This window comes from Agrococcus casei LMG 22410, from assembly GCF_900163565.1.
GTDB lineage: Bacteria > Actinomycetota > Actinomycetes > Actinomycetales > Microbacteriaceae > Agrococcus > Agrococcus casei.
In genome coordinates this window covers 169434-194962 of sequence record NZ_FUHU01000044.1, presented here as the reverse complement: position 1 = coordinate 194962, position 25529 = coordinate 169434, and the positions used below count along the sequence as shown (strand labels likewise).

Annotated in this window: 28 protein-coding genes, 1 tRNA gene and 1 pseudogene; 16 read left to right on the top strand and 14 right to left on the bottom strand. The window is 65.5% G+C overall.

Annotation, left to right across the window (positions count from 1 at the left end):
* Positions 1-23: 23 nt before the first annotated feature.
* Positions 24-263 (bottom strand): helix-turn-helix domain-containing protein, encoded by a 240-nt coding sequence (locus CZ674_RS12175; protein WP_029153863.1) that lies wholly within the window; start codon positions 261-263, stop codon positions 24-26.
* Here CZ674_RS12175 and CZ674_RS12170 point away from each other — a divergent pair.
* From CZ674_RS12170 to CZ674_RS12155, 4 genes are all read left to right on the top strand, one after another.
* The gene (locus CZ674_RS12170) at positions 256-588 is read left to right on the top strand and encodes a helix-turn-helix domain-containing protein (protein ID WP_159456991.1); all 333 of its coding nucleotides are present in this window, start codon (positions 256-258) and stop codon (positions 586-588) included. The genes CZ674_RS12175 and CZ674_RS12170 overlap by 8 nt on opposite strands.
* Before the next feature lie 217 nt (positions 589-805).
* On the top strand, positions 806-1924 hold the full coding sequence (gene mobF, locus CZ674_RS12165; RefSeq protein ID WP_234988576.1) for a MobF family relaxase: 1119 nt from the start codon (positions 806-808) through the stop codon (positions 1922-1924).
* Positions 1878-3142 (top strand): IS3 family transposase gene (locus CZ674_RS12160; protein WP_086992788.1). Its coding sequence is split into 2 segments (ribosomal slippage): positions 1878-2223 and positions 2223-3142, totalling 1266 coding nucleotides; the frame shifts between segments, so codons are not numbered across the junction. The genes mobF and CZ674_RS12160 overlap by 47 nt, the downstream gene beginning before the upstream one ends.
* Before the next feature lie 270 nt (positions 3143-3412).
* Positions 3413-3958, top strand: a complete 546-nt coding sequence (locus CZ674_RS12155) for an antirestriction protein ArdA (RefSeq protein WP_086992787.1) — start codon at positions 3413-3415, stop codon at positions 3956-3958.
* Between the two features lie 191 nt (positions 3959-4149).
* Here the strand turns inward: CZ674_RS12155 and CZ674_RS12145 are convergent, their stop codons facing one another.
* The gene (locus CZ674_RS12145) at positions 4150-4419 is read right to left on the bottom strand and encodes a helix-turn-helix domain-containing protein (protein ID WP_159456990.1); all 270 of its coding nucleotides are present in this window, start codon (positions 4417-4419) and stop codon (positions 4150-4152) included.
* Between the two features lie 104 nt (positions 4420-4523).
* On the opposite strand from CZ674_RS12145, the gene CZ674_RS12140 reads away from it, so the two are divergent.
* Entirely contained in the window at positions 4524-5483 is a 960-nt protein-coding gene (locus tag CZ674_RS12140) for a hypothetical protein (RefSeq protein ID WP_086992784.1), read from the top strand.
* A gap of 834 nt (positions 5484-6317) precedes the next feature.
* Here CZ674_RS12140 and CZ674_RS12135 read toward each other — a convergent pair.
* The 6 genes from CZ674_RS12135 to CZ674_RS12110 all read right to left on the bottom strand — a co-directional run bounded on the left by CZ674_RS12135 (position 6318) and on the right by CZ674_RS12110 (position 13783).
* A complete protein-coding gene (locus CZ674_RS12135; RefSeq protein ID WP_086992783.1) occupies positions 6318-8594 on the bottom strand; it encodes a hypothetical protein in 2277 nt (758 codons plus the stop codon).
* Positions 8594-9193, bottom strand: coding sequence for a MobC family plasmid mobilization relaxosome protein (locus CZ674_RS12130; RefSeq protein WP_159456989.1), 600 nt, complete (start codon positions 9191-9193; stop codon positions 8594-8596). Before CZ674_RS12130 ends, CZ674_RS12135 begins: the two co-directional genes overlap by 1 nt.
* Positions 9194-9521: 328 nt before the next feature.
* Positions 9522-9833, bottom strand: coding sequence for a hypothetical protein (locus CZ674_RS12125; protein WP_086992781.1), 312 nt, complete (start codon positions 9831-9833; stop codon positions 9522-9524).
* 53 nt (positions 9834-9886) lie between these two features.
* A complete protein-coding gene (locus CZ674_RS12120) occupies positions 9887-11698 on the bottom strand; it encodes a DNA primase family protein (protein ID WP_086992780.1) in 1812 nt (603 codons plus the stop codon).
* Positions 11695-12063: a helix-turn-helix transcriptional regulator gene (locus tag CZ674_RS12115; RefSeq protein WP_086992779.1), complete on the bottom strand. Its 369-nt coding sequence runs from the start codon at positions 12061-12063 to the stop codon at positions 11695-11697. The genes CZ674_RS12120 and CZ674_RS12115 overlap by 4 nt, the downstream gene beginning before the upstream one ends.
* Before the next feature lie 319 nt (positions 12064-12382).
* The gene (locus CZ674_RS12110; protein WP_086992778.1) at positions 12383-13783 is read right to left on the bottom strand and encodes a recombinase family protein; all 1401 of its coding nucleotides are present in this window, start codon (positions 13781-13783) and stop codon (positions 12383-12385) included.
* Between the two features lie 26 nt (positions 13784-13809).
* On the opposite strand from CZ674_RS12110, the gene CZ674_RS12105 reads away from it, so the two are divergent.
* From CZ674_RS12105 to CZ674_RS12085, 5 genes are read left to right on the top strand one after another with little or no spacing between them, the layout of a single operon-like run.
* On the top strand, positions 13810-14490 hold the full coding sequence (locus CZ674_RS12105; protein WP_159456988.1) for an NAD(P)-dependent oxidoreductase: 681 nt from the start codon (positions 13810-13812) through the stop codon (positions 14488-14490).
* Between the two features lie 10 nt (positions 14491-14500).
* The gene (locus tag CZ674_RS12100; RefSeq protein ID WP_086992776.1) at positions 14501-14740 is read left to right on the top strand and encodes a hypothetical protein; all 240 of its coding nucleotides are present in this window, start codon (positions 14501-14503) and stop codon (positions 14738-14740) included.
* Between the two features lie 36 nt (positions 14741-14776).
* Positions 14777-15223, top strand: coding sequence for a MaoC family dehydratase N-terminal domain-containing protein (locus CZ674_RS12095; RefSeq protein WP_086992775.1), 447 nt, complete (start codon positions 14777-14779; stop codon positions 15221-15223).
* On the top strand, positions 15220-15630 hold the full coding sequence (locus CZ674_RS12090; RefSeq protein WP_143244742.1) for a MaoC/PaaZ C-terminal domain-containing protein: 411 nt from the start codon (positions 15220-15222) through the stop codon (positions 15628-15630). The genes CZ674_RS12095 and CZ674_RS12090 overlap by 4 nt, the downstream gene beginning before the upstream one ends.
* On the top strand, positions 15627-16679 hold the full coding sequence (locus CZ674_RS12085) for a UDP-N-acetylmuramate dehydrogenase (protein WP_086992774.1): 1053 nt from the start codon (positions 15627-15629) through the stop codon (positions 16677-16679). Before CZ674_RS12090 ends, CZ674_RS12085 begins: the two co-directional genes overlap by 4 nt.
* A gap of 4 nt (positions 16680-16683) precedes the next feature.
* Here the strand turns inward: CZ674_RS12085 and CZ674_RS12080 are convergent, their stop codons facing one another.
* From CZ674_RS12080 to CZ674_RS12060, 5 genes are all read right to left on the bottom strand, one after another.
* On the bottom strand, positions 16684-17307 hold the full coding sequence (locus tag CZ674_RS12080; RefSeq protein WP_086992773.1) for a response regulator: 624 nt from the start codon (positions 17305-17307) through the stop codon (positions 16684-16686).
* Positions 17304-18485, bottom strand: coding sequence for a sensor histidine kinase (locus tag CZ674_RS12075; protein ID WP_086992772.1), 1182 nt, complete (start codon positions 18483-18485; stop codon positions 17304-17306). Before CZ674_RS12075 ends, CZ674_RS12080 begins: the two co-directional genes overlap by 4 nt.
* 19 nt (positions 18486-18504) lie before the next feature.
* Positions 18505-19377 carry an ABC transporter permease gene (locus CZ674_RS12070; protein ID WP_234988572.1) on the bottom strand — a complete coding sequence of 291 codons (873 nt, stop codon included), beginning with the start codon at positions 19375-19377 and terminating at the stop codon, positions 18505-18507.
* Positions 19374-20243 (bottom strand): ABC transporter ATP-binding protein, encoded by an 870-nt coding sequence (locus CZ674_RS12065; protein ID WP_086992771.1) that lies wholly within the window; start codon positions 20241-20243, stop codon positions 19374-19376. The genes CZ674_RS12070 and CZ674_RS12065 overlap by 4 nt, the downstream gene beginning before the upstream one ends.
* A gap of 80 nt (positions 20244-20323) precedes the next feature.
* A complete protein-coding gene (locus CZ674_RS12060; protein ID WP_086992770.1) occupies positions 20324-21514 on the bottom strand; it encodes a pyridoxal phosphate-dependent aminotransferase in 1191 nt (396 codons plus the stop codon).
* 180 nt (positions 21515-21694) lie between these two features.
* Here CZ674_RS12060 and CZ674_RS12055 point away from each other — a divergent pair.
* The 6 genes and pseudogenes from CZ674_RS12055 to CZ674_RS12030 all read left to right on the top strand — a co-directional run bounded on the left by CZ674_RS12055 (position 21695) and on the right by CZ674_RS12030 (position 24869).
* Positions 21695-21767 (top strand) — tRNA-Trp (locus CZ674_RS12055).
* A 76-nt stretch (positions 21768-21843) separates the two neighbouring features.
* On the top strand, positions 21844-22092 hold the full coding sequence (secE, locus tag CZ674_RS12050; protein WP_086992769.1) for a preprotein translocase subunit SecE: 249 nt from the start codon (positions 21844-21846) through the stop codon (positions 22090-22092).
* A gap of 24 nt (positions 22093-22116) precedes the next feature.
* Positions 22117-22824: pseudogene (nusG, locus tag CZ674_RS12045) on the top strand (transcription termination/antitermination protein NusG); the annotation flags it as partial.
* A 59-nt stretch (positions 22825-22883) separates the two neighbouring features.
* Positions 22884-23315, top strand: coding sequence for a 50S ribosomal protein L11 (rplK, locus tag CZ674_RS12040; RefSeq protein ID WP_086992767.1), 432 nt, complete (start codon positions 22884-22886; stop codon positions 23313-23315).
* A 62-nt stretch (positions 23316-23377) separates the two neighbouring features.
* Positions 23378-24079 (top strand): 50S ribosomal protein L1, encoded by a 702-nt coding sequence (gene rplA, locus CZ674_RS12035; RefSeq protein WP_086992766.1) that lies wholly within the window; start codon positions 23378-23380, stop codon positions 24077-24079.
* A 67-nt stretch (positions 24080-24146) separates the two neighbouring features.
* Entirely contained in the window at positions 24147-24869 is a 723-nt protein-coding gene (locus CZ674_RS12030) for a hypothetical protein (protein ID WP_143244741.1), read from the top strand.
* On the opposite strand, the gene CZ674_RS12025 is transcribed toward CZ674_RS12030, so the two are convergent.
* On the bottom strand, positions 24870-25472 hold the full coding sequence (locus tag CZ674_RS12025) for a TetR/AcrR family transcriptional regulator (RefSeq protein WP_159456987.1): 603 nt from the start codon (positions 25470-25472) through the stop codon (positions 24870-24872). It lies immediately after the preceding gene.
* Positions 25473-25529: the final 57 nt, after the last annotated feature.

Below are 25529 nucleotides of genomic sequence, written 5' to 3'. Positions count from 1 at the left end.
GCCTCTCGCTCTTGAGCATCGGTTTAGGCGGCCGCGTGCTCTGCCGTCAACTGGTCGATCGGGGTACCGCATTCGCGGCTGAGTGCCCGCAACAATCCTTGCTTAGTTGAGAATGTTGAGGCTCCCATCGCGGTGCCGAGGTTGTCTTCGGTACGGAGACTGGCGATCGCTTGGTTGAGGCGGGCGCGGTTGCGCCACTGCGCGAATTTCAGTCCGGTCCCCTCGATGAACAGGCGCTGGAGCTGCCTGGCGCTGATGGACACGTCAGCGGCGAGTTCTTCCAACGTAGCTTCCGAGAAGGACGCCTCCAACGCGGACGATTGGGCTCAAGCGCTCGGCACCAAGTCGCGCAGCATCAGACGTGCCTTCACTGTGCACTCCGATTTCACCTTCGCCGAGTGGCGTAATGGACTGCGCATGCAGCGCGCCATGAGCTGGCTCTATGCGGACCAACAGGCAAATTGGGTGTCGCACCACCTCGGCTTCGCGTATGTCTCAGCGTTCAGCCGGGCGTTTCGCCGCTACAACGGTAGCACGGTTGGCGACCACCAGGCTGAGGCGAGAGTGACGGTGCGACTGCTTCGCTGAGCGTTGAAATGAATCAGGGTGACGAATGTGTGCCCTTGCAGAGTAGCTTGAACTACCATGCGCCGGTCACCTTTGATATCGCGCGACTCTTGTAGTTTCAGTTATGAGGAGTCTCCCCACACGTCTGGCACTAGGAGTGCGAGGCCCGCGCTGCGCGCGCACCTGACCCCTGATATCGCCCCTTCCGCGGTGGTGTCGGGGAGGGGCCGCTGTGGTCATGACGATCCGGGTGATGTCGTCCGGTAAGGGCTACGAGTACCTGCTGCACTCGGTCGTTGTCGGCGACGGCGACCGCGATATGAGTAGTCCGTTGACTCGGTATTACACCGAGTTGGGCAGCCCGCCAGGTACCTGGGTCGGTACTGGTCTGGTGAGTCTCCAGGATGGCCGTTCGTCCTCCCTCGCGGAGGGTGACAGGGTGACCGAGGAGCAGCTGGCCCGGTTGCTGGGCGAGGGTATCCATCCGGTCACGGGGCAGAAGCTCGGCAAGAGGTTCCCGGCGCTTCGGCCTTTGGGTGAGCGGGTTGCGGCGAGGGTTGCGGAGCTTGATCCCGGATTGCAGGGTGAAGCGTTTGCGCAAGCGGAGGCGCAGATTCGTGAGGAGGAGGTTGCGAAGGCTCCGCGCACCGCGGTTGCGGGTTTCGATCTGACGTTCTCGCCGCCGAAGTCGGTGAGCGCGATCTGGGGTGTGGTGGATGCGGGAACGCAAGCGCTGATTGCGCAGGCGCATCACGCGGCGATGCGTGACACGATCGCGTTGCTGGAAGATCGCGTCGCGGTCACGCGTGTGGGTGCGGGAGGGATCGCGCAGATGCCGATCACCGGGGTGATCGCGACCGCGTTCGATCATTACGATTCCCGTGCAGCCGACCCGCAACTGCACACGCATGTCGTGGTGTCGAACAAGGCGCAGGGCGTAGACGGGCGCTGGCGCACCCTGGATTCTCGTCGCCTGCACCGGGCAGCAGTTGCCCTGTCGGAGTCCTACAACGCGTTCGTCACCGACCACACCGCACGACTGCTCGGCGTCGCGTGGACGGCGGTCGACCGTGGCAAGGATCGCAATACCGGGTGGGAGATCCGGGGCGTTCCAGCGGAACTGATCGCGGCGTTCTCCCGCCGCACGACCGGCGGTGTGGGGATCGAGAGTATCGAGCAGGTCAAGAACAGTCTCATCGAGGAGTACGTCGCCAAGCATGGGCGGCAACCGTCGGCGGTCAAGCGGGGCCTGACCCTTGTTCGTGGACACGCTGATTCCAGCATCTGCTGGGGAAGCGAGATTATGAACCATGGCCAGGAAGAACTACTCCGAAGAGTTTCGCCAGCAGGCGGTTGACCTGTACGAGTCGACACCGGGAGCGACGCTCCGCGGTATCGCGGAGGACCTCGGGATCGTCCGGGGCACGCTGCGACAGTGGCTCGAGACCCACGGGAGTGGGAAGAAGACCGCGGCTGACGGCACGCTGACCGATAGTCCGTTGCGGTCCGCGCCGACGCCCAGCACGGCCGATCCCAATGAGCCGCTCGAGCAACGCGTCGCTCGCCTGGAAGCAGAGAACGCCCAGTTGAGAGCGGAGACGACGAAGCTCACCACGGAGCGGGAGATCCTCCAGAAAGCCGCTAAGTATTTCGCTGGGGAGACGCGCTGGTGAGTCGCCTCCAGTTCGTCGCCGACCACCACGCCACCTACCCGGTGAAGCGACTGTGCGAGCTCGTCGAGATCGAGCGTTCCTCCTACTACGCCTGGCAGGCAGGCGCCCCGGCACGGGCCGAGAGAGCCGCCCACGATGCGGAGCTGCTGGAGCGGATCCGCATCATCCACGCCAAGGACGACGCTCAGGGTGTCCCACGGATCACGGCCGAGCTCAACGACGGTGCCGCACTCGAGGACCGCGTGAACCACAAGCGGGTCGCCCGCGTGATGCGGACCGCTGGCCTCGCCGGGTTCGTCAAGAAGCGCCGGCACCGCACGACGGTGCCGGAGCCTGCCGACCAGGTCGTTCCTGACCTGCTGGGCCGGGACTTCACCGCCGAGGCGCCGAACCGGCGCTACGTCGGTGACATCACCTACCTGCCGCTGTCCGAGACCGGCGGGGGTGGGAACCTGTATCTCGCCACGGTGATCGACTGCTACAGCCGCCGCCTGGTGGGCTGGGCGATCGCGGACCACATGCGAACCGACCTCGTCGCTGATGCACTCAAGGCCGCCGCCGCGACCCGTGGATCTCTGGCAGGAGCGATCTTCCACAGCGACCACGGTTCGGTCTACACCTCGAAGGCCTACGCCGATCTCTGCGCCCGGCTCGGCGTGACCCAGTCGATGGGAGCCGTCGGCTCCAGCGCCGACAACGCGATGGCGGAGTCGTTCAACGCGACGGCGAAACGCGAGGTCCTCCGCGACGCCGCGTGCTTCACCGACGAGCTCACCGCCCGCCGCACGATGTTCCGCTGGCTGACCCGCTACAACACCAAGCGCCGCCACTCCTGGTGCCGCTACCAGTCCCCGAACACCTACGAACGCACCTACACCGATAAACTCGCGCTCGCAGCGTAAACAACCCGCGTGTCCACGAACCGGGGGTAGGCCCCGCAGATGGGCCGCAGATGGGCCATTTCTGACCAGACGCTCTTCTTCGGTCGTGAGTGGTCACTTCCGGGCCAGATTGTGCCCACATTCGGCCCACATAGCGCCCAGGCCGCCGGAGGCGGCTCGGGATCTCTTCTGAGAGGGCGAGCGGGTGCTATGTAAGTGCGCCGATTCCCTGAGCACGGCTGCCAGCGGCGCCCGCCGTCCTCTCCACCACTACGACTTAGGAGAGACGTCATGACCACCACGACCGCGCCCGCGATGCGGGTCTGGATCGGATGTATGAGCTGCTACAACTCGGGTCGGCTCGTTGGCGAGTGGTTCAACGCCACCGCCGCCGACGAGGTCACCATTGCGGACGTGCACCGAGGCTCTGGTGGCAGCCGCGCCAGCTGTGAGGAGTTGTGGTGTCTCGACGTCGACGACATGCCGGTCCACCGCGAGATGAGCCCGGCCGAGGCTGCTGAGTGGGGTCGTGTCGTCGAAGAGGTCGACGAGCACCTGCGCCCGGCCCTGATCGCCTGGGTCCGGAGCGGCAACTATGTCGCCGAGGGGACCGGCGACCTGCCATCCGTGTCTGACTTCGAGGAGCGATTTGCCGGGGAATGGGGGTCGTTCCGCGAGTACGCAGAGAACCTCGCCGAAGATATCGGCCTACTCCGTGATGTCACCGAGGAAGTTGCGCGCTACTTCGACTGGGAAGCTTGGACTCGGGACCTGGCCTTTGACCACACCGTCGAGGACGCGCCCGGGTCCGGTGTCTTCGTGTTTCGGAACCTCTGATGTCGGATAGGGGTCTGAGGCTCTGCCTGTGCTTCGAATGCTCGCCGCCCGAGCTCACTGACCGCGCCTATGTCTTCGTGCCGGACCGCGGTATTTGGCGCGTACACACGTGTTTCCTCCACGGCCCTGTGTCGGTGGCGGAGGTCGCCGTCAAGCCGGCCGGTGCCTTCGAGGAGGGGTAAGAGACCGACCTAGCTGTCGGAGCCCCTCGTCTGATCCCGGCGGGAGCCGGACAGCATCTCGATCGGGTCCTCACCGAGGGCGTACGCGACCTGCTCCATCGTTCGCAAGGTGATGTTTCCGGCCCCGGTCTCAAGCGTGCGCAGATACCGAGAACTCAGCTCCAGCTTTTCCGCCAGCGCTTCCTGCGTCAGACCCCGAGACGTCCTCCATGCACGCAGGTTCGAACCGAACTCGCGCTGCAAGCGGGGTTCGAAACTCAGGCTCTCGTCACTGGACACACCTTCCAGAGTCAGCCTGATCAGCCACGTGAACCAGGATCTATGTGTTCCGGTCGCGATAGAATAGAACACGACACGACCTACGACCAGAGAGGCTCACCACCATGCGCCGCACCACCACGATGACGACCATTGCCGCCCTGGGAGGCACCGCCCTGCTGCTGGCGGGCTGCTCAGGCGGCTCCGACGCCTCCGCAGGCACCGACGAGACCGGCGGCGAGGCCGCTGCCAATGTCTTTGAGTTCCAGGTCAACGGGATCGAGCCGGCCGAGGAGATCGCGGTCCGGGTGCCTGATGACCTGCGCGAGGCGATGGGCTCCGAGGCCGACGGGCTCGTGCTCAACGGCTTCACCGTCCGCGCCCACGACGTTGAGGGCGCCGAGTTCTGCGCCGCTGAGCTCAACCTCGACTGGGCCGACGGGCAGCCGTCCGGTTTCATCGAGAACAACACGGAAGACCTCGCCCGCGCCGAGGGCGAGCAGCAGCTGCTCGACGCCACCGGCGAAAGCTCGCTCGACTCCCTGGCCCGCACGCTCGATGAGGTCTACAGCAGCGCTGGCGTCCTGGGCGACGACTACTCTTCGATCGGTCAGGACTCTTGGGACGACATCAGGACGGGTCTGGCAGAGAAGGGCGAGGGGTACTCGATCTTCTCGGAGTACGCCACCGTCCCCGACACGCTCACCGGCCAGGAGATGATCGATACCTTCCTCGACACCTCGGCCGAGAACTCCGGCCTGGACGAGTCCTCTGCCGTTGCAACGCTCCTCGGTCAGGATTCCAGTGACGCCACCTCGATCGACGAGTTCGATCCCAACGCCACCGAGGAGGGCACGTTCGTCGCGGCTGACCACTCGTCGGCCATCGTCGTGGGCGACTGCGCTGCCTCTGCGACCGACCCGGACAACGCCTTCGAGGTAGGCCTTGGCTCCGTTGACTCCGACGGCGAGGCCAGCTCGATCGCTGAAGTCCAGCTCTCCGTCATGACCGACGGGACGGTCGGCGTCGCCGGCGAAGTGGAGGGGTACATGCGGGACGCGAACGAGAATTGGATCAAGGGCTGAGCAGGCTAAGACCACGGCAATCAGCACCGAGAAGCCCCGGCGGGAGAGCATTTGCTCTCCTGCTGGGGCTTCTTCTTTCGCTCTCTCAAGATCCCCAGAGATCGCCCTCGTCGAACCCGAATCCGGTATCGATCGATTCGAGGTGTTCCGGCAAAGGCAGATGATTGCCGATCGGCTCGGGATCGCGACCGTCGACATTTTCCTGAGCTGGAGAAAGAGAACGACTGGTCGCCGAAGTCTGCCGGTCACGGATCGGCGAGAGAGCCGAGATGGTCGCCTGACTCAGGGTGAGGCAGCAGTGCGCTGCGGCAGTATGTGGCAACCGCGGATGCCTGCCGGCCACGGAGTGGTGAGGGAGCACGTTCTGTAGCCAAACTCACGGGGTGTGTAGCGGCCCTGTAGCGGGCCTGCGCTACACCATGTTTGCCCAGGTCAGACAGTGTTTTCAGGGGTGTTTGTAGCGATGTAGCGGTGTAGCGCACCGAAAATTTTCTCGTTAGGCGCCCACATGTTCAACGGGTCGCCTGTATGTAAACCATATTTCTGCGCTACATGCGCTACATCGCTACAAATCAAATATTTCCCCTGGTCAGAGAGCTTTTCCGATGTAGCGCATCTGTAGCGGGGGCAAGACCAACCGCTACAGGCACCGGCACCACGAGCCGGGCTCTCCACCCCGAGCGCACGTTCCCACCCGAGCACCCATGGCCGGCTGCGGATGCCGGGTAAGACCGACCGTTACAGACGCCGGCACCACGAGCCGGGCTCTCCACCCGAGCGCACGCTCCCACCCGAGCACCCATGGCCGGCTGCGGCCACCGGGCAAGACCGGCCTCACCCGAGGCTCGGCCCGTCCGGCTGGCGCTGCTGATCAACCTGCTCATCATGCCCGGGAGCAACGCCGGGAGCCTTGCTACGGACGTCCTCGTACACGCCCTGCGCGATCTCCTCCCGAAGCTTGTCCCGCCGCCGATTCGCGACGTTCCTCTCCCGGATCAGCTCCTGCGTCGTCTCGGAGTGCTGCCACATCCCCGTGAGGTCACCACCGTGCTCGGCATTGGTCTTGACCCCGTCGATCGCAGCCTGGGCCTTCTTGGCCTGCTCGAATGCAGCGTTGACCTTCTCCTTCTTCGCCTGGCGCAACCGGAGCTGCACGGCGACGGTCGGATCGAGCTGCTGTCCGAACGCATCGAGGAACTTTGCGCCGATGCCCTTGGGCACGGTCTTTTCGTCGATCCGCTCACCACGGGCCAGCACCTTGCGGGCTTCCTCGTCGAACGCAGCCACGCGGGCGTACAGCGCCCGACTCTTATCGCTCTTCGAGGGCATCTCGCGCATCGGCGACCGGTACTCCTCGTCCTCACCAGAAGTCGACGGAATGGGAGCGACCGAGGTAGTCGTGACGACCGGAGCCGGAGCGGACGACGTGTCCTCGGCGACTTCCTCGTCGTCTTCTCGGGCCCGAGCAGGAGCGACGGGCACCGTCTCCTCGGTCTCATCGTCCTGGTGCTCGTCCCGGGCAGCAGGAGCCGTCTCGGAGCGATGGGGCGCTTCCTCGACCCCCCACCGCTGAAGGAGAGCCTCGGCTGCTGTTCCCGACTCCTGCATCTGGCGGTCGACGTCGGCGCTGATGTCCAGAACCACTGCGGCCCGCCGGGCAGGCTGCCGCGAGCCCGCTGCGCTGGGACTCTTGCCCTCGGGCTTGCTGGTCGCCGTGGTCTGGGGCATCGACGCGGTGTGATCCTTCTGCCGGGCTGCCCTCCATGTGTGCATGGAACGTCGGAGCTTCTCACGGTCGCCTTCGTCGTCGATCGACATCCCCCGCTCGTCCAGAAGCTCTTCGACGGAAGTATTCTCTGCACGAGCCCAGTCCTCGACCCAGGCGTCGAGCTCTTCCTCGCGGACGAGTTCTTCGATCGTGGCCCTGGCCTCGGTCAGCTCGTCGTCGGTCGGCTTCGTGACCTGGCGTGCTGGCCCCACGACGGCGCTCTCGACACGTGGCTCGATCTCCCGGCCAGCGGCGACCGCGCACAGCTGCCGGTAGATGAAGTCGGCTTCGTACTGTTCGCCAAGCGTCTCGCCACGGACGTTCGTCGCCATGCCGTCGAGCCGGTAACTGATCTTGCGCCGCTTCGGCGGCTTACCCCGGCGCCAGCCCGGGTCCTCGACCGACAGACCATGATCGGCCCCGTACTCGGCCATGACGGCCTCGAACGCGCTGCGGTCGACCGTGCGGGGGTCGCTCATCGTGCCCCGGAAGGCGTCATCGACAGATCGAGGGTCGTGCAGCGCGGACCACATTGCGTCGCGGATGATGTCGTGGTTCGACCGTTCACCGCGCGAACGCATGCGACGGTCCATCACCGAGCGGCGCTCCTTCTTCTGCTCGGCGACAGACTTCGCCTTCTGCGTGAAGCCCCATTCCGGGTTCTCACGCATGAAGACGTCATGCCGTTCGCGGACGCTGTCGATGTCCGTGAGTGCACCGGACATCTTCGACCCCGCCTGCCAGACGCGGCCTTCGACATCCATGTCCTCATAGACAACGGCGTTCGCTACCGCGTGCACGTGGAACTTCCCGCTGACCTCACCGGTCGTGGGATCGGGAGTCATGCCCTTGCCATCGGCCTGCCCAACCAGGTGGACCTGGAGCCCGGGCATGGTCTCCCGGAAGAGCGCCACCGTGTACTCGAATGCGTGAGCGACCTGTTCGGGATCCTGCGGGTTCACCTCATCGGGGCCGAAGCCGATGATGAAGTGCACCGCCTCGTTCTGGCGCACGTAGCCGCCCTCGTGCTTGACGTGGGTCGCAGTCTCATCGCCCCGAGCCTCACGCCAGTACCTGCGGCCACCGGGGCGAGTGTCGCGCACGTGCGTGGCCTCCTCGTCGTGTTCGGGAAGCTCGAAACGGGCCGGCGACTTGCGCATCGCACCCTGCTTCCCATGACGACGCCGCACTGCCGCGAACTCTTTCGCCGAGGACTCAGGACGGCAGTGCAGGCCCGCTGCATGCAGCACGCGCTCCGTCTTCGTCGAGCCAGGCTTCGGCTTCACCGTGTACCGCAGCAGCCGCCACGCGATGGGTGTTTTGCCGATCGTGATCGAGGGCATCACAACCACCTTCGGAGCATCCGGGACCGAGCGCCATCACGGTCGGCCAGGAACTCCAGCAACTCCTCGATACGCGCCAGACGACGCGAGACCTGCTTCAGCGCCGCAGCAGGAACGCGGTCGCCTGAGTTCGCTGAGCGCGCGAGCTGGTTCACGTTGTTGCCGATCTTCTGGAACTGGAAGGTCGCGTCCGAGTAACCGGTTGCGTTCCGGTCCAGCGACTCCTTCAACGAGGCGATCTGACTCTCGTCGAGGTCGACAGTGCGCGACTCCTGTGCTCGTGAGGCATCGGTGTACTTCTCGTCGCGCAGTGTCGCAGCCATGATCTCCACCATCTTGCGAACTGCATCGGATGATGACGACTTCCTGCCGACCAGAGCCGACTTCACGAATGCGAAATCCTCGGACCCAGATTCGTCGAGTCGAGCGGAAACAACGGTGTTCTTGACCGGTCGTGCCGACCGAGGCTGGACACTCCCCGTCGTGGCGGCGGGTCCGTCGCCACCATCGCGAGTCTCAACGCCGGAGGCGTCTCGACCGCGAGGACGGTGCTCGTCGGACACGTCCTCCTCGCCGGCAGTCGGGTGCTCTATGTTCACTCGTTCCTCGTTCACTGCACCCTCCCACTGGCCAGGGCCCTGGGGCTCCATTCGTCAACGACGCATTCTGGCGAACGACTCGTACTTCCATTTTGCCCCAGGGCCCTGGCTACTGGCAAGCAATCCGACTGTAAACGCTCTCGCTTCGCTCGAACGTTTACAGTCGGCACGGCAGCCGTCGCTGGCGCGACGACTACCTTTGCTTGCGAGGGGCTCCGTGTCCGCGCTCCGCGCGTCCCCTCTGCCCCTTCGAACCCCGCGGGCATGACGAAGCCCCGGGCACCAGAATCGGTGCTCGGGGCTTCGGCCAGAGGGTCTCCGCCCTGCACTACTCCGTAGCGGGGAGACCCAGTGCGTCACGCAGACTCGACAGCCGCTGGCCTTCGCCCAGGTCGCCGGTGATCGCCTCGATGCCGTGCAGCTCGTACAGTGCCTCGACGATCTCGACGCACTCACGTGAGCGCTGAGCAGCGACCTGCTGCTTCAACGTCTCCTGCTGGCGCATGACGTCTGCGAGACGCTCCCGGGGAGTCTTCGGCTTCCGGCGACTCGGGGTCTTCTTCGGCTTCGACGACGCCTCCGCCGTCACTTCGGCGGTCTCATCCTGCTGCCCGCTCATCTCTTCGGTCTGGTAGTTCATCTCTTCTTTCCTCTCTAGTTGTCACCCGGCGTGTGGGTGTCGGTGTGTATCGGTTACTGGCGCTCAAACCCCCTGTAATTGGGCTTCAGCGGTGAGGGAACGCACTTGCCGTGGATGTTCGGACCCCGATAAGTAGGGTTCATCCAGTTCGTGAGGTCGTACTCGGCGATCAGCGGTTCGGGGTTGATCATCGACGTCCCGGGGCGCTTGCAGTCGGTGTACTTCCAGGTCGACGAATCTGCCAGGAGGATCTTCGACTGATGCGTGAACTCGTTGCGACTCAACGGAATACCGGAGGGACGGGTCTTCGCGAACCACGTCATGAACAAGTCGTACAGGAACACGGTGGGAAGCAGATCCCAGACGAACTGGTCCTCGAACTCGGTCCAGAAGTCGGCAACCGGGTCGTTCATGATCCGGAACTCGTCCATCACCGCCGTGCATGCCTCGGGCTCGCTGAGAGTGGTGTGCTGCATCTGAAGCGCCCGCCGCAGCACATAACGGAGGACGTCCCTACGAGCGAGGTAGTCGCTCTTGATGTACCGCCGCTCGCCGCCCGTGAAGTTCTTGGGGAACGGCACCATCAGCGGCCTGCGGTTGAACGACTGGGACTTGTCCTTCACACGAGGGAAGCCGTTGAAACAGGCCACGACGATGCCCTGCACACGGACGCTGACCGGCCGGCGGTTCTTTCGGTCGATCTGGATCGGATCCCCCGTGACGACCGACTTGAAATCCGCAGCGGACTTCACGAAGTCGCCGACGTCGTTCTCATCGGAGAGCACCGCCGTCGAGGTCAGGAGGGACTCCTTCGAGAACCGGTCACCGAACGCCTTGATCGACAGGGTCGCAGCACCATCGTCACCGACGACGTTCCTCAGCAGCTGCATCAGCGTTCCCTTGCCGTTGCGACCGCTCGTGCCATACAGCCACGGTGAGCGGTTCCACCGCTCATTGGGACGCAGTACCGCCGAGATGATCTCCCACAGCAGCTCGGGAACGCCCTCGTCGTCGGAGAGATCGGCGATCCACGACTCGACATCCCAGGTCTGGCCGTCGGGCATCGTGATGACGGGGTTCGGCGCGTCGGCGATGTAGTCGACCGGTGACTTCGCCAGGAAGACGCGCTCCGGAGTGAACGGCTCCAGCTCCTGCGTGGTGTGGTTGAAGATGCCGTTGTTCACCGGCGACAGCGCCGGGTCGTCGCACCGCCGCACCACCTTCGCATGAGCATTCAAGCGCTTGATGACCGACTCGACATCGCGCTGACGCATGCTCGGTGCCAGCTCGCTGACGAGCCGGACGAACACGCTCTCGCTAGTCGCGTACGTGCCCTCGGCGTCGCCCGACGACTGGTACATCGCGAGCAGCGACAGGTCGTCGCCGTCCCTGCTGTTCGTCAGGTTGACCGCTGCGATGTCGTGGAGATCCAACAGGATCTTCACGATCGTCAGTTCATCGAGATGGCTAGGCGTCGGGTGGACGCGCAGCTTCTGAGCCTTACGCCACGTGTTCTCCTCCGCGAACCGCTCCTCGATCCGAGCCAGGAGGCCGTCCCGATACTTGCCCAACTCGATCTGCCGACCGGACAGGGCTGCACGGTGTTCTTCGTAGGCCATCTCGATCAGGCTTTCGGGCGAGGGCCGCACCGTCGTGTCTACGCTCTGAGTGCCCACCTCGACCTGCGGGGTCGGCACCGGACCTCCCCGCTGCGCCTCGGCCAGCTCGCGCTCCAGACGGGCGATCTCGTCTTCCGCCGAAGGAGGCACAGGGGCCTCGCTATCGGTAGAATGGTGGGAAGAATCCGCCCGATTCTGGATGGCCGTCTCGGTGTTGCCGCCGGGGCGGCTTTCTTCTGCGTTCATGCCGACGCACCTCCCGAGACAGCCAGGCTCTTCAGGGGACTGATCAGCGTTCCGAGCAGAGCCTTCTGCTCCTCCGTCAGCGGGGTCTCCGCGAGCTTCTTGCCGGCTGCCTTGCCCGCGGCGATCGCGGCCGCGATGTCATCCGACGCGCCAGTGGAGCGATGCTCGGCCAAGAACGCGTCGAGGTCCGCCTTCAGATATGCGACGCGCGAGTGCTTTGCGCCGAACCACACGAACGTCGGCCCGGTGCCGCGATTGCGCCAGTTGGAAAGCGTCCTCGGCGAGCATCCGATGTACGCGGCGGCTTCCTTCGTGGACAGCGGCGAAGTCGCTGCGACAGGACTGAGATTGGATGAAACGGGCATGTTGAGACTCCCAACACTTCGTTGGGAGTTCCGGCGTCCCGTCATCCGGCGGCCATCGGGCCCTGCGACTTGCGATCCTTGCGAACGCTACGGGCCTATCGCTCTGGCCCGGCCTCTCGGCCATCACTTTCGGGAGTCGTCCGGCAGGTGTCTCACCCCCGCGGCGCGAGGTTCACTCCGTTGCCTGCCTCATGGCCCCTGCCGTCGCTACCCCCACGGTGACGACGACGTGCCATCTGCCCGTCGAACCATCTTTCCGGATCGACTTCGTGGCTTCGATCCTACCGGGCTGTCAACTCGCGGTCAACTCGCAGTCGACTCATTCGTCCTCCGAGTCGCCCCTGAGTTCACGAGCGTCGCTCGGGCTCAACCGTTCGATCCGAACGGACTCGGGATCGAACTTCCGGCCCCGGGACTCCTTCGGAAGGATGGTCACTTTCATGAGTGAGTCGACGACGAGCCGACGTCGCGTGAGGTCCATTTCGCGCCACGTCGCCTCGACATCGGCGGACTCGATCAGCTCCTCAATCGGCGGAGCGCCGGGTGTGCTGAGGCGACCGTCGATCTCGTTGATCTTCTGACGCAGCATGGCGCTCTGACGTCGCACCGCGGGCCCGTCGAGCACGCCGTCCGCGTAGAGAGCCGCAAGCCCGTCAATCTTGGTCTGCGCCACCATCCGCTCAGAACGGAGCGCGTCCCTATCTGTCTCGTCGGCGGCGGGGCGCAGGATCAGCTCCCGAGCATCCTTGCTCGACAGTCGTTCGATGACCGCCGCGTTGACCATCGCATCGACCTGGCGCTGGCTCCGGCTCACGTGTCCGTCGTTGCATCGATAGAAGACCCAATCCGCTCGGCCGACCTTGATGGATCGTTTGTTGCACACTCCGCAGTAGGCGATGCTGCTGAGCAGCTGTGTCGGCTCGTTGCCGATCGACTTCCGGCGGGCGGGGTCGTCGAGCTTCGTCTGGACGGTGTTCCACAGGTCCTCGTCGACTATCTCAGGGAACCGCCCCGCGTACATCTCGCCGGTCGAGTGGTGGAGGATCTTCCCCATATAACGCGGATTGCGCAGCATGGTCCTGACCGAGTGGCCGTTGAATGGTCGACCTTTCGATGTCGTGAAGCCCTGTTCGTTGAGGTCCCTGGCCAGCTGGTTCAGCGAGACGCCGGCCAGAAAGTCATCGAAGACCTTCTTGACGGACTCTGCCTCCTCTTCGATGACGTCCAGCCCGTCGCGCGTGTACCCGAGGATCTTGAGCGCGACCATCGTCGGTGTGCCTTCATCGCGACGACGGGCGTTCGCCCGCCTGCGGCGCTCCGCCTTGTGTCGCACTTCAAATCGCGCGAACGCGGTCAGCATCGTCGCCCGCAGCTCGCCATCGGGAGTGCTCAGGTCGATCTCACCATCGAGGGTCACCACCTTGGCCCCCGCTTCGATCAGGGTGACAAGGTCCTTGGTCTGGCGGAGTAGACGATCGAGGTCGACCGCAACGATGACGTCGAACTGACCAGTGCCCGCCGCTTCGAGCATGTCGTGCCACTTGGTGCCCTTGCCTCGCGCCTTCGACGCCGAGACCGAGTTGTCCTCGAACTCTCGCACCAGCGTCCATCCGCGCTTCTCGATCTCAGCCGCGATCCGTCGCCGCTGGGTCTCTACGCCGAAGCGTTCACCATCGTGGTCCTGGGAGATGCGTAGGTATGCGGCTGCCCTCGTCGTCATGTCTCTACCCTAGTCTTAGAGGAGAGATGTTCACGAGCGCCAAGGGCGCCTACTCGAAGCCTGTCGCACAGCACGGCCTGGCGCTCACGCTGGCGCTGATGAACGACCTGCACCGCCGCGCTCGCGCATCCGAATGGGATTCCGTGCAGACCGGCGAGATGCTCTACGGCAAGCGGGTCACGATCCTGGGCGGCGGCGGCATCGCAGAGGAGTATGCGCGCCTCATCGAGCCGTTCGGCTGCACCGTGACCGCTGTGCGTCACTCGTCGACGCCCATGCCCGGTGCCGACCGCACCGTGCCGACGAGCGAGTTCGCTGGGCTGCTGCCCGAGACCGACGTGCTGTTCCTGGCGTCGGCGCTGAACGACGAGACGCGCGGCATCGTGAATGCCGAGGCGTTCAAGGCCATGCCGAACAGCGCAGTGGTGGTCAACATCGCACGCGGGCCCATCATCCACACGGATGCGCTGGTCGCCGCCCTGCAGAACGACGAGATCTTCGGTGCGGGGCTCGATGTGACCTACCCCGAGCCGCTGCCTGCAGGGCACGCGCTCTGGAGCGAGCCGCGCGCGATCATCACACCGCATACCGCTGACACCGAGGTGCAGGTCGTCGAACTGCTGAGCGACCGGTTCGTCGAGAACATCCGCAGGCGTGCGGCTGGCGAGAGCCTCGACGGCGTCGTCAGCCCCGAGCGCGGCTACTGAGCGAGGAATCATGACCAACGAGGCAGGGCCCCAGACCCCAGAGCAGCGCGTTCGCGCCGCCAACCTCATCGCGGGCGCGATGTCGACCTCGACGCTCGTGGTGTTCGGCTTAGCCGTGTACTTCTACTTCACTGCTGACGAGCTGATCGCCTATGTGCTGCTCGCGTTCGCGCTGCTGATGATCCCGATGATCTTCTGGCTGCGCAAGCGACTCATCCGCGGTGACATCAAGCGGCCGCCCAACGGCTGAGCCGACGCCAAGAGAGCCGACGCATAGACTGGAGGCGTGGCAGTGAATCCAGAACTTGCAGGCAAGGTGTATCCGCCGACTGAGCCGTACTTGGTCGGTCGCGAGAAGATTCGGGAGTTCGCGCATGCTGTGCAGGCGACGAACCCCGTGCACTTCGACGTGGCGGCAGCGAACGAGGCGGGCTACGACGATCTCGTCGCACCCCCGACCTTCACGATCGTCGTGCAGCAGCGCGGCCTCGACCAGCTGCTGGCTGACGAGAGCGCAGGCATCGAGCTGACGCGCGTCGTGCACGGAGACCAGCGCTTCGCCTTCGAGCGTCCGATCGTCGCAGGCGACGAGCTCACGGTGCAGTTCAAGGTCGCAGGCGTTCGCGCGCTCGGCGGCAACGCGATGGTCACGACTGAGGCAGACATCTTCGACGCGGCCGGCGAGAAGGTCGCCGCCTCGTTCGCAACACTCGTGGTCGGAGGAGACTCGTGAGCTTCGCACTCTCAGAAGGCCAGGTCATCGCCAAATACGACGCGCACTTCTCGCGCGACTCGCTCGTGCGGTACGCCGGCGCATCCGGTGACTTCAACGCGATCCACTACCGCGACGACGTCGCGCAGCAGGTGGGGCTTCCGGGCGTGCTGGCACACGGCATGCTCACGATGGGCACGGCGATCCAGCCGGTGGTCGACTTCTTCGGCGACCCCGGGCGCATCGTCGACTACCAGGTGCGCTTCACGCGACCGGTGCCCGTCGACACCGAGGCCGGGGCCGACGTGCACATCACCGCGACTGTGGCCAAAGACCTCGGCGAAGGCCTGTGGCGCATCGATCTCAAGGTCACGCTGGGCGAGCAGACCGTGCTCGGAAAGTCCCAGGCGATCGTTCGCGCCGCATGAGGCTGTCTGACCTGACGACGATGCGGGTCGGAGGCGAGATCGCCGACCTCGTCGAGGCCGAGAGTGCGCAGCAGGCCGCAGAGGCCTACGAGCGGCTGGTCAGAACCGGTGCTGAGTTCATCGTGCTGGGCGGCGGCAGCAACACGGTCGCGAGCGACGACCCGTTCGCCGGAACAGCGCTGCTCATGCGCACGCGCGGCTTCGAGGTGCTCGATGAGACCGACGACGCCGTCACGGTGCGCGCGCAGGCAGGCGAGACGTGGGACGACCTGGTCGCCATGTCGGTCGAGCGCGGCTGGTCAGGCATCGAGGCGATGTCCGGGATACCCGGCTCGGTCGGGGCGGCACCCATTCAGAACATCGGCGCATACGGGCAGGAAGTCGCCGAGACCCTGGTTGCCGTCGAGTTCCTGAGCGCAGAGACGCTGGAGGTGCAGCGGCTCGAGGCGGCTGACCTCGAGCTCGAGTACCGCAACAGCGCCATCAAGAGCGGCAGCCTCACGGGTCTCGTGCTCTCGGTCGAGCTGCGGCTGCGCAAGGCCGACGGGCAGTCCGCGCCGATTCGATACGGGCAGCTGGCGACGAGCCTCGGGGCAGAGACCGGCGACCGGCGACCCCTTGCGGACGTGCGCCGATCGGTGCTCGAGCTTCGCGCATCCAAGGGCATGGTGCTCTCTGACGACCCCGACTCGGTCTCGGCCGGCTCGTTCTTCACGAACCCGATCGTCTCGAAGGCGTTCACGCACTCGCTGCCAGAAGACGCGCCGCGATTTGCGGCTGCCCCCAAGACTCGAGCCGATGGCGGCGAAACCGAGGCCTTCAAGCTCTCGGCCGCGTGGCTGATCGAGCGTGCGGGCATCGAGAAGGGCTTCAGCCTCGGCACCGGCCGTGCCGCGATCTCGTCGAAGCACACCCTGGCCATCACCAACACCGGCGGTGCAACGGGCGAGGAGGTCGCCGAGCTGGCGCGCTACGTGCAGATCAGAGTGCTCAGTGAGTTCGGCGTGCAGCTGGTGAACGAGCCGGTGCTCGTCGGCCTCGAGATCTGAATCCTCAGGCGCTCAGCAGGCCGAGATCGATGCCGGTCGCGACGGCGCTCGTGCGGTCGCGCACCCCGAGCTTGTCGAAGATGTGCTGCACGTGCGTCTTGACGGTGGCCGCGCCGATGCCGAGCTCTGCTCCGATGCTCGCGTTGGTGCCGCCGGCGCGCATGAGGCGCAGCACCTGCACCTCGCGGGCGGTCAGCTGCTCGGAATCCTGCAGCTGCGACAGCCGCTGCGCGACGGCAGGTGACATGGCGCGCTCGCCGCGGGCGACTGCGCGCACCGCCGCCAGGATCTCGCGGGGCTGAGCCGCCTTCAGCAGGTAGCCGCTTGCACCTGCCTCGACCGCCTGCATCACGTCGGCGGGGGAGTCGTAGGTGGTCAGGATCAGCACACGGGGCGGATGCGCGGCCCGCCGAATCTGCCGGGTCGCGTCTGCGCCGCCCGTGCCGGGCATCCGCAGGTCTGTGACGACCACATCGCACGCGTGCTGCCGGGTCGCCGCGACGAGCGCCGCGCCGTCGGCCGCCGTGGCGACGACGGAGATGCCGGGGTCGGATTCGAGCATGCTCACGAGCCCGCCGAGGATCACGGGGTGGTCGTCGGCGACGATGACGCGAATGGGATCGGTCATGCCCGCGCCTCCTGCGCGCTGGTCTCGGCCGGCAGTCGAACGGTGACGGCTGTTCCGCCGGAGGAGGCCACCTCGACCGTGCCGCCGACCGCCTGCACGCGCTCGTGGATGCCGCGCAGGCCCCGCGCATCCGCTGTGCTCGCGGTTCTTGCCTCGTCGATGCCGCGCCCGTCGTCGACGACGGCGAGCGAGACGGAGCCGCCCGCGGCTTCGAGGGTGACTTCGACGCTGCTGGCCTGTGCGTGCTTTCGCACGTTGGCGAGCAGCTCCTGGCAGACGCGCAGCAGCACGATCTCGGATTCGAGGCCGAGTCGGAGGGGCTCGATTCTGGTCGTCACGGTCACGGATGCCTCGCGCTCGAACCGGTCGGCCAGACGCTGCAGCGCGGCCGGAAGCCCGCTGTCGAGCTGCGAGGGGGTCGCCTTCAGCAGCAGCGCTCGCGTCTCTTCGAGGGCTTCGCTCGCGAGCTCTTCGATGAGCGCAGGGTCGTGGTTCGGCAGCCGCGACTGCATGACGATCGCGGTGAGATTCTGGGTCACGGCATCGTGCACGTCGCGCAGCACGGCAGCCCGCTCGGCTTCGGCGGCACGCTCAGAGCCGAGTGCGACGATCTCGTCCTGCTTCTGCTGCAGTTCGCGAACCAGCTGCTCGCGCTCGAGCACCTGCTCGTGCAGCTTCGAGATCGAGAGCCCGATCGCAGCGCTCAGCCCGACGCTGAAGATCACGGTGAAGATCGCGTAGCCCGGCGAGGTGAAGCCGCTGGCCATCATGCCCGTGCCGGCTGCGGCGACCAGCACGCCGCTCCAGATGATCGCCGCGCGATTGGTCGGGGTGGCGAGCCAGGCGAGCGGCATGATGAAGCTCATGGCGCCCGCGAGACCCGGCTGGGTCCAGGTGCTCACGCCGAGCGTGACGGTCATGAGGATCATGAGCGGAAGGTGCGCCGCAGGCCGCTCGGCCACGCGAGGGCGCACCCACAGCCACAGGGCGATCACGGCGAGCGGGGCGACGATCGTGAAGATGCCCTGCGCCCACTGCAGCGTCGTGAGCGGGCCTTCGCCGGCTTCGAGCCACAGCATCCAGACGGCGACGGCGGAGGTCGCAGGCCCCAGCACCAGCACTGCCCAGTGCCAGATGCGGGTGCCGTCGGTCTCCTCCGCGGTCGACTCGGTGTGCATGCTCACAGTCTGGCAGGGGTCAGCTTCGCTTGACCCAGCGGAACGTGAAGAGCGCGATCGCGGTGCCGACGACCGTCCAGGCCGCGAGCATCAGGAGCGCCGTGCCGAGATCCCACTCCTGGTTCAGCTCGGCGAACCTCGCGGCGTCGGGCATGAAGGCGAAGCGCATGGCGTGTGCCAGCCACGCGACCGGAAACACGTTGGCGATCTGGATCAGCCATTCTGGCAGCATCGTGATCGTGAGGTAGATGCCCGAGATGAACTGCAGCAGCAGCACGACGGGAATCACGATGGCGGATGCGGAGTTCACCGATCGCGGAAGCTGCGCGAGTGCGAGCCCCAGCATCGAGCAGCACAGCAGCCCGAGCCCGTAGGCCCAGCCGAACACGCCCCACTGCTCGCCCGACTGCGGCAGCTCGAAGCCGAAGACGCCGATGCCGACGGCCAGCAGTGCCGCCGTCTGCACGATCGAGGTCACGAGCACCTGGCCGAACTTGCCGATGAAGTAGCTCGCGACGGGAATCGGCATGGCTGAGAAGCGGCGCAGCGTGCCGTCCCACTTCTCGATCGCGACGCCGATGCCGAGGTTCTGCGTGCCCGAGAGCAGCACGCCGGCCGCCAGCATCGCCGGCAGCATCATGGCTGCCGGATCGATCTCGCCCTCCGGTGTCTGCACGGGGTCGGCGCTGCCGAATGCGCTCGCGAAGATCAGCAGCAGCATGATCGGAAACGCGAACGTGAAGATCATGTTGTCGACGCGGCGAACGTACTCGAGCAGTTCGAGACGGATGCGGTCGATGCCGACCCGCAGCGTGTGGCCCGGTGGCAGCGTGCGATCCAGGCCGGTCACAGGTGTGACGGTGTGCATCGCGGTGTTCGCTGCAGTGCTCATGATGTTGCCTCCTGCAGCATGTCGTGGCTTCCGTGCTCGCGCAGCATGCCGAGGTAGATGGTCTCGAGGGTCGGCCTGATGACCTCGAGCCGGGCGAGTTCGCCCCGTTCCTCAGCCAGTCGGGCGACAAGGGAGGTCGGATGCTCGGTTCGCTCCTCGTGCACGCGGCCGCCTTCCTGCCACCTCACGACCGGCACTCGCGCATCCGCCCCTCCTATGCGGTCGACAGCATCGACCGTGACCAGTTTTCCGCCGATGATGACGCCCGCGCGACGTGCGAGCTGCTCGGCTTCGTCGAGGTAGTGCGTCGTGAGGAGCACGGTCGTGCCCTGGTCTGAGAGGTCGTCGATGAGATCCCAGATCTGACGGCGCACTTCGGGGTCGAGGCCCGTGGTCGGCTCGTCGAGGAAGAGCACCTCTGGCCTGCCCATGATGCCGAGCGCCAGGTCGACGCGGCGCTTCTGGCCGCCCGAGAGCTTGCGCGTCAGCTTGCCGGCGTGCTCGCTGAGGCCGACGATCTCGAGCACCTCGTCGACGCTTCGAGGAGTCGGAAACACCCGCGCGGCATGCGAGAGCAGCTCGCGCGTCGTGAGCATCGTCTCGGAGCCGAGCGACTGCGCCACGACGCCGATGCGGCTGCGCCACGAGAGGCCGCCGCGCAGCGGGTCGGTGCCGAGCACGCGCACGTCGCCTGAGGTGGGCTTGCGATAGCCCTCGAGTGTCTCGACGGTCGTCGACTTGCCTGCGCCGTTCGGGCCGAGCAGCGCGAACGTCTCGCCCTGCTCGATCTCGAAGCTGACATCGTCGACGACCGTGTGATCGCCGTACTTCTTGGTGAGGCTCTTGACCTGTATTGCCGGTTGCATGACTCAAGCATGCGGCGGCGCACCGTTCGGCGGATCAGCCGATCGGTTGACGGGAATGCAGCGTCAGCCGGAATGCAGGGTCAGCTGAAGAGCTGCTTGAGGCGGCTCATGCCCTCTGCCAGCTGGTCGTCGCCGAGAGCGTACGAGAAGCGCAGGTAGCCGCTGGGGCCGAACGCCTCGCCGGGAACCGCCGCCACGAGCGCCTTGTCGAGCACGAGGTCGGCCAGCTCGAGCGAGGTCGTGGGGGTGACGCCGCTCCACTCCTTGCCCAGCAGCCCGTTCACGTCGGCGTACGCGTAGAACGCGCCCTCGGGGGTCGGAACAGAGACGCCCGGGATGCTCGCGAGGGCCTCGACGATCGTCTTGCGGCGGCGGTCGAAGGCGGTCAGCATGTCTTGCACTGCATCCTGCGGGCCGGTGAGGGCCTCGGCAGCGGCGATCTGGGCGATGTTGTTGACGTTCGAGGTCAGGTGCGACTGCAGGTTTGCGGCCGCCTTGATGGCGTCTGCGGGGCCGACCGTCCAGCCGACGCGCCAGCCGGTCATCGCGTAGGTCTTCGCGACGCCGTTCAGCAGCAGGGTGCGGTCAGCGAGCTCGGGGACCGCCTCGGTGACCGAGACAGCGCGGACGCCGTCGTAGGTGAGGTTCTGGTAGATCTCGTCGGCGATGACCCAGAGGCCGTGCTCGAGTGCCCACTGGCCGATCTCGCGAACCTGCTCGGCCGAGTAGACGGCGCCGGTCGGGTTCGAGGGCGTGACCATGAGCAGCGCCTTGGTCTGCGGAGTGCGCGCGGCCTCGAGCTGGTCGACCGTGACGAGGTAGCCCTGGTCGCTGCCGGCGAAGACGTCGACCTGCTTGGCGCCCGTGAAGCCGATCGCCTCGGGGTACGTGGTCCAGTAGGGGGTGGGGACGATGACTTCGTCGCCGGGATCGAGGATCGTCTGGAACGCTTGGTAGACCGACTGCTTGCCGCCGTTGGTCACCAGCACCTGCGAGGGGTCGACCTCGAGGCCGGAGTCGCGCCTGGTCTTCTCGGCGATCGCCTCGCGCAGCAGGGGGAGGCCCGCGGCTTGGGTGTAGCGGAAGTTCTTGGGGTCGTCGAGTGCGCGTCGAGCTGCGTCGACGATGTTCTCGGGGGTCGCGAAGTCGGGCTCGCCGGCTGCGAAGGAGATGACGTCTTTGCCCTCTGCCTTTAGTGCCTTGGCCTTTGCGTCGACCTTGAGCGTTGCGGACTCGTTGATTGCGGCGATGTGTGCTGAGATTCGATTCACGACACCAGACTAACCACCGGAGCATGCGCTGTCAGCACGCGGGCGAGTCAGAGTTGGACATGCAGTACGGGATGCGCGTATAGTTGTCCGATGGTGGTTGATATCCGCCATCATTTCCTATGCCCAAAGAGCGAAGTTCTGCGGGTGTGGCAGATGGTGCAGATGTCGTTCACCCAGCCTAGGGCGGTGGCGCAATTGGTAGCGCAGCGGTCTCCAAAACCGCAGGTTGCAGGTTCGAGTCCTGTCCGCCCTGCGAGTGCAGTCGCGAATGCGACAGTGCCGGGCTCAGAGCAGGTCCGCAGGTCCGAAGAGCTAAGGAAAGGTGCCTCGTGGCAGAGAAAGCAAGCGTGCAGAAGCGAAACAAGGCACGCAACCCCTTTGTCGCGGTCGTCACCTTCATCAAAGAGGTGTTCGCTGAACTCTCGAAGGTGGTCACTCCCACGAAGCGCGAGCTGATCAGCTACACCACGGTGGTTCTCGTGTTCGTCGCCCTGATGATGCTGTTCGTGTTCGGCCTCGATGCGCTCTCGGCATGGATCATGGCCAACCTCTTCGGCAATGGCGTGGTCCTGAACTAGCATCCGCGAGTTCAACGATTTGAGAAGGCAGAATCAGTGGCAGACAACGTCAATGACCTCAACAACGAGCTGAACAAGGCGCTCGACAACCTCACCGAAACTGAAGAGTCGGCTGAGCCCGCTGTCGACCCCTACGCCGAGTTCAAGCGCGAGCTGCGCCTCAAGCCTGGCAAGTGGTACGTCATCCACTCGTACGCCGGCTACGAGAAGAAGGTCAAGGCCAACATCGCCAGCCGCGCTGAGAACATGCAGGTCGAAGGCGTCCACGAGATTCAGGTTCCGACCGAAGACGTGCTCGAGGTCAAGAACGGCGTCGGCAAGCGCGTCACCCGCGTCCGTGTTCCCGGCTACGTGCTGGTTCGCATGGAGCTCAACGAAGACACCTGGTCGATCGTCCGTCACACGCCTGGCGTCACCGGCTTCGTGGGCAACGCCCACAACCCCGCACCGCTGCGCTTCAACGAGGCGTTCAACATGCTCAAGCCGCTCGCAGACGCCGAGATCGCCGAAGCAGAGCGCGCAGACGACAGCAGTGTCGCGGCCCAGCCCATCGTGGCCGAGGTCGACTACGAAATCGGTGAGACCATCACCATCACGGAGGGCTCGTTCGCAGGCTTCCCGGGCACGATCTCCGAGATCCAGCCCGCGAGCGGCAAGCTCACCGTCCTCGTCTCCCTGTTCGAGCGCGAGACTCCTGTGGAGCTCGGATTCGGCCAGGTCAGCAAGCTCTAGCCACCACGTGGCTGGAAATCCGGTCCGGGGTGGATCGGAGAGAAAACTAAGGAAGAAGAATGGCACCTAAGAAGAAGGTTTCTGGATTCATCAAGCTCCAGATCCAGGCTGGCGCCGCAAACCCCGCGCCTCCTGTCGGTCCGGCGCTCGGTCAGCACGGCGTCAACATCATGGAGTTCTGCAAGGCGTACAACGACGCCACGGCAGACCAGCGCGGAAACATCGTTCCCGTCGAGATCACTGTCTACGAAGACCGTTCGTTCGACTTCGTTCTCAAGACTCCTCCGGCAGCCGAGCTGATCAAGAAGGCAGCTGGCGTGAAGAAGGGTTCGGGCGTGCCCCACACCGACAAGGTGGGCAAGCTGAACGACGCGCAGGTCGCTGAGATCGCAGAAGCGAAGATGAAGGACCTCAACGCAAACGACATCGACGCTGCGAAGAAGATCATCGCAGGCACGGCCCGCTCCATGGGCATCACGGTCGGCAACTAACACCAACGCATTCAGTGGCAGCGTCTGCCTGACGCGCACCACGAACTCTGAAGGAGTACAACATGGCAAAGAAGTCAAAGGCCTACATGGCCGCACTCGACAAGCTCGAGCCGGGCAAGTTCTACACCCCCGCTGAGGCAGTCGCGATCGCACGCGAGACCGGTTCTGCAAAGACCGACTCGACCGTCGAGGTCGCGCTGAAGCTCGGCGTTGACCCTCGCAAGGCAGACCAGATGGTTCGCGGAACCGTGTCACTTCCTCACGGAACCGGCAAGACCGCTCGCGTCATCGTCTTCGCGCAGGGCCCGGCAGCTGAGGCTGCAATCGCAGCAGGCGCAGATGAGGTCGGCAACGACGAGCTCATCGAGAAGGTCGCTGGCGGCTGGACCGACTTCGACGCAGCCGTTGCGAGCCCCGAGCTCATGGGCAAGGTCGGACGCCTCGGAAAGGTCCTCGGACCCCGTGGCCTCATGCCGAACCCCAAGACCGGCACCGTCACCCCGAACGTGGCACAGGCTGTCACCGACATCAAGGGCGGCCGCATCGAGTTCCGCGTCGACAAGCACTCGAACGTGCACTTCATCGTCGGCAAGGCTTCGTTCTCAGAAGAGAAGCTCGTTGACAACATCACCGCTGCGCTCGACGAGGTCCTGCGTCTGAAGCCGTCGTCGTCCAAGGGACGCTACGTGCAGAAGGCTGCTGTCTCGACGACCTTCGGCCCCGGGATCCCCGTTGACCCCGCCGCTGTCGTCGCCAGCAAGTAGCAACTGAACCTCAGAGAGGGCTCGGCTTCGGCCGGGCCCTTTCTGCGTGCAACAGAAAGTGATTGCCATGACTGAGCCATCTGCCCGCAGGGGCGTCGGTCGTGCCTTTGTCGCCGCATCCGTCATAGGAGTGATGCTGGTCGGATGCTCGACCGACGGCTCCGAGGAGGAGTCGGCTGCGCCCTCGGAGGCGACTTCCTCTGAGACCGAAACAGGCGGCGTGGCCTCGACTCCAGACGAATGGCGCGCCGCCATGGAAGCGGCGGCGGAGGATGACGTCGCCATCGAGCTCTGCGGAGCGATCTTCGCTGATGACGACGTCGCGCGAGCAGCGATGGAGTACGTGCCGGTCGTGAAGACGGCAGGCGGACACTCCACATCGCAGGGCGGGCAGGACATCGCGGTCTGCAGCATCGACACCGATCGTGACCACGGAGATGCGCTGCTTGCGGTGATGGTTGCTGGCTTGGGTGCAGAGCTGCTCGATTCGGGCGTCAGCTTCGACGACGAGCTGTGCCCGCCTCTCGAAGAGGGCTCGGTCGACCACGGCACCGAGGGGGGCCTGCACTGGACACTCGGGGGCGGCGAAGGACGGGTTCCGAGCGCCACGCTGACGACGTGCTGGGCTGATGGCGTGCACAGGATGAACATCGATGTGATGTCGCACAAGCCAGAGGGCCTGCCGGACCCATCCATGCTCGACTCGCCTGACTACCTGCTTGAACTCGGGCAGCTGCTGACTGACAGCCGCGACAGCTGGATGCCGACCGTCGCATCGTCTTGGGAGTGACTACAGCCGCTGGCAGCTGAGGCCTATGCCTCGCAGAATGGCCTCGGCCTGCTCGTGTCTGTCGGCGGCGTCGCGGTCGGCAATGCGCGGAAACTCGGGGAGGGGCTCGGATGCGCGGATCTCGTCCGTGCCTGAAGTCCACCCCTCGGAGTCGAGCACGGAGCTGCCGTAGAACCAGCCCACGATGAGGTCGTGCGCATTGCGCGGGCTGATCGACCCGTGCTCGGTCAGCGTCATGATCGTCTCGCTGAGCGCGAAGGAGTTGCGACCGAGCACCGGCTGGGCGCGCAGCAGTGACAGGGTGCCGGGCGCGGCGGCCATGGCGCCAGCCCGATCGACGAGCTCGAGCACGGCGCAGTGGCTGCAGCCGATGTCGAGCAGCTCGGTGGGGCGCAGCAGCCCGAGGCGCTCGTCGGCGAGGTCATGCCAGATCGCCCGCAGCGACGGGAAGTACGTGTAGAGGGCGTTGACGGCAACGCCGACCTCAGCTGCGATGCTGCGCAGCGAGATCCGGTCGATGTCTCCTCGCTCAGCGAGCAGCGCATCCGCCGCACGCAGAATGCGAGCCTCGTCGATGTCGCCGCGGGGGCCTCTTCGCTGCATCTGCACCTTTCCGTCTGAAGACACTGTACTTCGCGGCCCTCTGTTTGTACACTGTAC